The sequence below is a fragment of the Arthrobacter sp. Y3221157 genome, from assembly GCF_059089865.1.
In genome coordinates this window covers 1-210 of record NZ_JBNHFD010000267.1, presented here as the reverse complement: position 1 = coordinate 210, position 210 = coordinate 1, and the positions used below count along the sequence as shown (strand labels likewise).

Here is a 210-nt window from a genome sequence, read left to right as displayed (position 1 = left end):
GATACGTGCCGCAGGAGCCCCTCTCAAATCTTGATCCTTCCTACACCATCGGGCACCAGCTCTCCGAGCCACTGCGGATCCTGCTGAAAATGGACCGCAAAACGGCACAGGAGAACGTCCTGCACCTCCTTGAACGGGTCGGCATCAACGATCCACAACGCGTTTACTCGGCATACCCGCACCAGATTTCCGGAGGAATGGCCCAGCGAG

The 210-nt window shown here is 58.6% G+C and carries 1 pseudogene; it reads left to right on the top strand.

What is annotated here, in order from left to right:
- A pseudogene (locus AC5RTT_RS20950) lies at window positions 1-210 on the top strand (ABC transporter); the annotation flags it as partial.